The 6,993-nt window shown below is 45.9% G+C and carries 6 protein-coding genes and 1 pseudogene; all 7 read left to right on the top strand.

Features of this window, described 5'->3' with window-relative positions; genetic code table 11:
- The first annotated feature begins 20 nt into the window (after positions 1–20).
- The 7 genes and pseudogenes from KGF70_RS17465 (at position 21) to KGF70_RS16100 (ending at position 6,901) form a co-directional block, all read left to right on the top strand.
- Positions 21–179, top strand: coding sequence for a 2-C-methyl-D-erythritol 4-phosphate cytidylyltransferase (locus tag KGF70_RS17465; RefSeq protein WP_231122087.1), 159 nt, complete (start codon positions 21–23; stop codon positions 177–179).
- 1 nt (position 180) lies between these two features.
- Complete coding sequence (locus KGF70_RS16075; protein ID WP_216769562.1) at positions 181–1,206, top strand: ribitol-5-phosphate dehydrogenase; 1,026 nt, start codon at positions 181–183, stop codon at positions 1,204–1,206.
- Positions 1,194–2,306, top strand: coding sequence for a CDP-glycerol glycerophosphotransferase family protein (locus tag KGF70_RS16080; RefSeq protein ID WP_216769561.1), 1,113 nt, complete (start codon positions 1,194–1,196; stop codon positions 2,304–2,306). The genes KGF70_RS16075 and KGF70_RS16080 overlap by 13 nt, the downstream gene beginning before the upstream one ends.
- A gap of 25 nt (positions 2,307–2,331) precedes the next feature.
- Positions 2,332–4,230, top strand: coding sequence for a CDP-glycerol glycerophosphotransferase family protein (locus tag KGF70_RS16085; protein WP_216769560.1), 1,899 nt, complete (start codon positions 2,332–2,334; stop codon positions 4,228–4,230).
- A 92-nt stretch (positions 4,231–4,322) separates the two neighbouring features.
- Positions 4,323–4,851 (top strand): annotated as a pseudogene (locus KGF70_RS16090) (GNAT family N-acetyltransferase).
- 165 nt (positions 4,852–5,016) lie between these two features.
- Positions 5,017–5,454, top strand: a complete 438-nt coding sequence (locus KGF70_RS16095) for a MarR family winged helix-turn-helix transcriptional regulator (protein WP_105920676.1) — start codon at positions 5,017–5,019, stop codon at positions 5,452–5,454.
- A 94-nt stretch (positions 5,455–5,548) separates the two neighbouring features.
- Entirely contained in the window at positions 5,549–6,901 is a 1,353-nt protein-coding gene (locus tag KGF70_RS16100) for an NAD(P)/FAD-dependent oxidoreductase (protein ID WP_216769559.1), read from the top strand.
- Positions 6,902–6,993 lie beyond the last annotated feature (92 nt).

Genomic DNA, 6,993 nt, shown 5'->3' on the forward strand with positions numbered 1-6,993 from the left:
TAGTTAACTCATACAACGCCTTGACCGATGCCCAAAAAGCAACGCTATCAGATTCATGCAAGATTTGTTTGTTGGCCGGCGAAGAAGTGACCATGGTGCGTGGCGAAAACTATAACTTTAAGATTACCACGCCTTATGATTTGCGGGTTGCATCAGCTTTAGTAGAAACGAGGGACTAGTATGTTAAATCAAGTTTATCGATTAGTAGATCCTCGCCAGATTGAAGTTCAGACCGTCGCGGAAGAAATTACTGATAATGATATTGTGGTACGGCCAAAGTATTTATCCGTTTGTCATGCGGACGCGCGCTATTTTACTGGGCAGCGGCCACAAGCGACGTTACGACAAAAACTACCGATGGCTTTGATTCATGAAGGCGTTGGCGAAGTGGTCAAGGATCCCCAAAATAAATTCAAGCCGGGGACGCTAGTGGCTATGGTGCCTAATACGCCTTTTGAAACGGACCCAATCATCAAAGAAAACTACTTACCAACGTCTAAGTTCCGTTCCAGTGGCTATGATGGCTTTATGCAAGAGTATGTGAGTCTCCATCGCGACCGGGCAATCGTCGTACCAGACAACTTTGATCACCAAATGTCAGCTTTCATTGAAATGGTTTCAGTTGGCGTACACGCGTTGACCCAGCTTGAAGCAGTCATGGATGCGGACCGCAAGATCATTGGCATCTGGGGTGACGGTAATCTCGGCTTTATCACGGCCACGTTAGTCAAACAGATCTTTCCAGACAGTCAGTTGATGATTTTTGGCCGTCACCGTTCCAAGCTGGATTACTTCTCATTTGCGGACAAGACCTACTTAGTCGACGATATTCCAAGCGACTTACAAGTTAGTCAGGCCCTTGAATGTACTGGTGGTCGCGGTAGTGAATCAGCAATCGCCCAAATCATTCAGCACATTCGTCCAATGGGAACAGCCATTTTAATGGGTGTTTCCGAAGATCCAGTTGGCATCGATACGCGCTCCGTTTTAGCAGAAGGCTTGACGCTACGTGGCGTAAGTCGGAGTGGTCGCGCTGATTTCCAACGGGCCATCGACATTTTGACCAAGAGCCCGGTTACCCGTGAACGACTACAGAACTTGGTCGGCTTCACGCGCAAGGTCAGCACGATTCAGGATATAACCGATTTCTTTGAAGGCGCCCTAACCAACTATTGGGGCAAGGCGGTGATGGAGTGGGACGTTTAAATTTAAAAACGTTAAAGCTATTATTGCTACGAGCTGGTTTCAATGGCTTATATCAACTATTCTATTGGTTGGGCGGCCCCAAGCAACATCGGGTCACGTTTGCCACGATGCGGAGTCCTGAACTCACCGATAATCTTAAATTCCTACATGCTAAGTTCGTGGAAGACAGTGACATGGATTTGAAAGTTTTCTGCTATCACTATGATCGGACACTAAAAAGCAAGTTTGGATTTTTATTGGCGTCAGTTCAGGCATTACGACTGTTGGCACGCTCTGAAATGTTTATCATCGATGATTATTTTTTCCCGCTGTATGCGATTAATAAGCATCCCAATAATCAGGTCGTTCAACTGTGGCACGCCATCGGCTCATTAAAACACTTCGGACTCAGCTTGCCGACCGCTGATGATAGCGTCATCAAGCCGCATACCAATTATGATTGGGTGTTTATCAACTCAGAAGTGGATAAACCGGCTTACGTGGCGGCTTTTGATATTCAGCCGGACCATGTGCTTGCGACGGGTGAGCCAATGATGGATGCGTTGATGGCGCAACGTCCAGAACCACATGCTGGGGCCAAACGCTTGCTGTACTCACCGACTTATCGGCCAGATGCAAATGGTGAGGCACAAGTGTTACACTATATACATGAGTTGATTACGGCTAGTGAACAGCTTAAACAACCATGGGAAATTTACGTCTCTTTGCATCCATACCTCAGCTTGCCTGAGTGGCAGTTGCCCAAGAATGTGCATATTTTCCAAGATGCCACACGGGTTAAGCAGTTGATGCCGACGATTGATGTGTTTGTGACCGACTATTCGTCATTGTCGCTTAATTTTAGTTATTTTGAGCGGCCAATTTTGCTATTTACGCCTGATTATGAGCAGTATATGGCCAAAAATGGCTTTTACGTCGATTATTATCACTATCTCGGGGCACCACACTTTGATGAGGCCGGTGCGCTCATAAGCTTCATTGCGCATGATTTGGACCAACTCGACTTGAGCTATGTTCACGAGTTAAAGCAAAAGACATTTCCACATCAGGACGGACACAACGCCCAACGAGTGTTTCAATTTTTAATGAAACAACTCTAATTATCTAGTAGGGAGCGCATAATTTATGTTACAACGATTAAAACGAATCGCGCGGCGTGTCGTTTATGGCCGGCGGGGACCGGTTCAACCTCAGGAACAACCAACGACCGAGTCAACGGAGCTATCACGTGATGCGCTTGAATTCATGAACTCGCAACGAATCGCAAAAGATGCGGAATCGTTAATCAAACGGCAGGTGACCAAGCTGGACTTTAATAGTTCCTTCTTGGTCATCGAAGGTGCCGCTTGGTTTGAGAAGTATCCAGAAAAAGATGCAGAACGAATCGTCAAGAGCTTGATTTTAATTAATGATCAAGGCGATGAGATTGCCGTGCCATTAGTCAATACCACCGTCGACCGGCCGGATTTTCCGGCATCGGGTTATCACGGTGAAATCAATTTCTCAACGATTTCAGATGGCAAACCATTAGTTCCTGGGACGTATGAAATGAAGCTACAGTTGGAGCAATACCTTGGTAACGGTTGGCTCATTCGACGGACCACGATCGGGCAAATCGTCGATATTCATCAAGATTTAAACTACACCACTAAGATGACGAGTTATTCTGCCAAGAGTAACAAGTCATACAGCTTGATTTTCCGGTATAGTTTGGCCTCACAAGCGTTAAAGGTCACCTCATACAAACTGAGTGACGTTAATCCGCTTGAAAATGAATTTGATGATACGGTCGGTCTTGAGAGCGCGGCGATGCGGGCTATCAGACGTCGGGCGCTAAAAGCCTGGTATCGCTGGTATAGTTTACAACCGATCCATAAGAAGCAAATCTCATTTGTTTCGGATAGTCGGGTCACGATTTCTGGAAACTTTGAGTTCATTTACCAGGAACTCAAGCGCCGCAATACCGACTTCAAGATTTCCTTTTACTTAAAGCCAAGCATCAAGACTAAGAAGACTTGGAAGGAAGTTCGGACGTTAGCCAAAGCGCTCGCGACCAGTCGCTATGTGATTCTAGATGATTTTTATCCGCTCGTTTATCCGTTGCGAATCCGCGAAAATGCCGACTTAATTCAAGTTTGGCATGCCGTTGGGGCGTTTAAGACCTTTGGCTATAGTCGTCTAGGTATGCCAGGTGGTCCCAAGATTCAGTCACTTAATCATCGTAACTACACTGAAGCGCTGGTTTCATCGCACAATATCGCGGATAAGTATGCTGAAGGATTCGGGATTTCGATTGATAAAATCGCACCGTTGGGTATTCCGCGGACTGATATTTTCTTCGACGAGCCTAAGAAACAGGCGATTCGCGAACGCTTAGAAGACGACTTGCCTTTCATTAAGGGTAAGAAAGTGATTCTCTTTGCGCCAACGTTCCGTGGTAATGGGCAACAATCGGCTTACTATCCATTTGAAATGTTGAATTTCAAAGAAATATACGAAGCCCTGCATGAGGACTATGTCTTCCTATTGAAGATTCATCCGTTCGTGCAAAACAAACCGACACTTCCATACGAGTACTCTGACTTTTACTACGATGTCTCAGATTACCGCGAAATCAATGACTTGTTATTAGTCGCTGACCAGTTGATCACGGACTATTCATCCGTTTGTTTTGAATATGCCTTACTCAAACGACCGATGATTTTCTTTGCGCCTGATTTAGCCGACTACATGCAGTCCCGGAGTTTCTACTTCAACTACTTTGACTTCATTCCAGGTAGTTTAGCCGAAAACACCGGTGATTTGATCCAACAGTTGAAGCATCCGAAAATTGATCAGGCCAAGCTCGATGGTTTCGTCGACTTCTTCTTTGATGATTTAGATGGTCGTTCAACGGCGCGCTTTGTCGATGCACTTGAGAACAACTTTGAAGATCCAAATGCAGCTGAACTTGAAAATGCTGATGGTTTAGCTATCAGTGAAGATGGTAAGATTATTCCAGAATGGGGTAAGAAAGCCAAGTAACTTAACAACAACCCAGTTGTGCGGTATGATAATTGTCATGCGCAACTTCTGGGTTGTTTTTTTATGACCAATTGAGAGAGGGGACTAACCACATGAGCCAAGTTACAATTACACCAATAACCGTCGCTGATGCACCAACGTTACAGCAAATTAGTATCGAGACCTTCCAAGATACCTTTGGCGCACAGAACACGGCGGCCAACATGCAGGCGTACCTGCAGCAGGCCTACCAACTAAACACGCTTGAGACAGAAACTAGCCAATCCTCATTCCAGCTTTTTCTTCATTGGCCAGGATAATGAAATCATGGGCTATCTGAAGCTAAATACTGATGATGCCCAGTCGGAAGCGATGGGAGAGGATACACTCGAAGTGGAGCGGATCTACATTCGTCCGGGTTATCAGCATCGGGGACTCGGTCGCCAATTGATGCAGTTTGCACTGACAACGGCCAAGCAGGCAGGTAAGCAACGAATTTGGCTGGGTGTTTGGGAACACAATGAACCCGCCAAACGTTTTTATGCCAAATGGGGCTTCCGCCAATTCAGCGCACACGATTTTGTGATGGGCACTGATCGGCAAACGGATTTATTGATGATCAGACCTGTGGACGAAGTATAATTGGGTCTAGCAATTAATTAAGTTGTTATGGCCAATCAACCGTCACAACAGCTATCGTTAACTTAATTAAATTTAAAGTGTCCTAAGCATAAAAGCGCCTTGCTTTTTGCCGTTAGGGCGCTTATACTAATAATCAATCGCACACGATTGAAAGGAGCACCGATAATGACACCTGAGATTGAGCTAGCTAACCAATTATGTTTTAGTATTTACAATGCTAATCGGTTATTCAACAAGTTTTACGTTGAAGCGTTGGCGCCATTCAAACTGACCTATGCACAGTATCTCGTGTTAATGGCTTTGTGGGAGCATGACGACCAGTCGCTGCATGAGCTTGGGACGGTATTGCGGCTAAGCAGTAATACATTGACACCACTGCTGCGACGCATGGACGATGCCGGTTGGTTATGGCGCGAGCGTCCAGCCAATGACCGCCGCCAACTCATTATTCATTTGACTGAGCAGGGCAAGACCCAGCGCCAGGCAATCGAGACCGCCATCGCAACTTGTATTGGACGTTATCACTTAACCAGTGACGAGTATCAGCAAGCATTAGCGTTAAATCAAAAGATCGTTGATACCTTGTCGCAAGATTTGGCCTAAAGGGCCAATTTTATTGGTCGTTTCAATCGTGCACGACCGTCCATTTAACTGTTTATTCTAATTAATGCTTCACTAATTCAAGGAGGAACCGGATATGGCAAATTTTGACACAATTTTTATTGGTAGTGGTCACGCAACATGGCATGCAGCAGTCACGTTGGCACAGGCAAAGCGAAAGGTAGCCATCATTGAAGCGGACACAATTGCCGGGACGTGTACAAACTTTGGCTGTGACGCCAAGATTCTGTTAGATGGGCCATTCGAACTAACTGAACAACTCAAACAATACCAAGGCATCGGGGTCAACGAGACACCTAAAATCGACTGGTCACAATTAATGGCCTATAAACAAAGTGTGATCAAGCCATTGTCGACTCAGATGACGGCAATTTTCAAGCAACTCGGTATTACTGTCATTACTGGTCGTGGTGAACTGACTGATGCTCACACGGTACAAGTCGCTGGAACTGACTATACTGCGAATACGATTGTACTCGGAACAGGGCAACGTCCCGCACAGCTAGCAATTCCTGGTGCTGAGTTAATGCTAGACAGTCGCGACTTTTTAGATTTAGAAACGATGCCTAAACGCCTGACTTTCATTGGTGCTGGTATTATCTCGTTGGAATTTGCTGATATGGCGGTCTTACTCGACTCAGAGGTCCACATCATCGAATTTGCACCGAGCGCCTTGCCCGCATTTTATCAAGATCACGTTCAAAAGCTGATTACGCACCTTGAACAAGCGGGCGTCCAATTCCACTTCGATGAAGCCTTACAGTCGGTATCAAAATCCGCTACTGGGCTGACCGCAACTACTGCTAACGGCTTAACGATTGAAAGTGACGCCATTGTTGGCGCGACCGGAAGAATCCCGAATGTTGAACACCTTGGGCTTGAGAAAGTTGGTATTCAAACTGACCGTCACGGTATTATTGTCGACGACCATCTGCGGACAAATGTACCGAACATCTATGCTAGTGGTGATGTCATTAGTAAGATGCTACCAAAATTAACACCAACAGCAACTTTTGAATCTAACTACATTGCCGGCCAATTGCTAGGGGCCACCGCTGCGATTGATTATCCAGTCATCCCATCGGTCGTCTTCACGATGCCGCGGTTGGCACAAGTCGGGGTTTCAGTCGCCACGGCACAGGCCGATCCGGATACTTACCATGTCCAAGCCTTACCATACGGCCAAGTACTCGCCTTTCAATATCAAAATGAGACTGAAGCTGATCTTGAATTAGTCTTTGACCAAGAAAACTACTTGGTCGGGGCCGCTATTTACGGTAACGGCGCACCAGATTTGATTAACCTGTTGACGATGCTGATTACCGACCGTGTGACGGCTGAAACGCTAAGTCAAAAAGTGTTCGCCTTTCCGAGTGCATCAGTTGGCATTATTGATATGTTGACACCATTACTGCATCGCGAGCACTAAATCGCTTTAGACCGTTTTGCACTAAGCGGAGCAACTGGTATGACACGAAAAGCTTAGTGATAACTTCATGTTAATGACAAAAGCAGCGCCTT

Source organism: Lactiplantibacillus sp. 7.2.4 (genome assembly GCF_018991185.1).
Classification (GTDB): Bacteria; Bacillota; Bacilli; order Lactobacillales; family Lactobacillaceae; genus Lactiplantibacillus; species Lactiplantibacillus pentosus.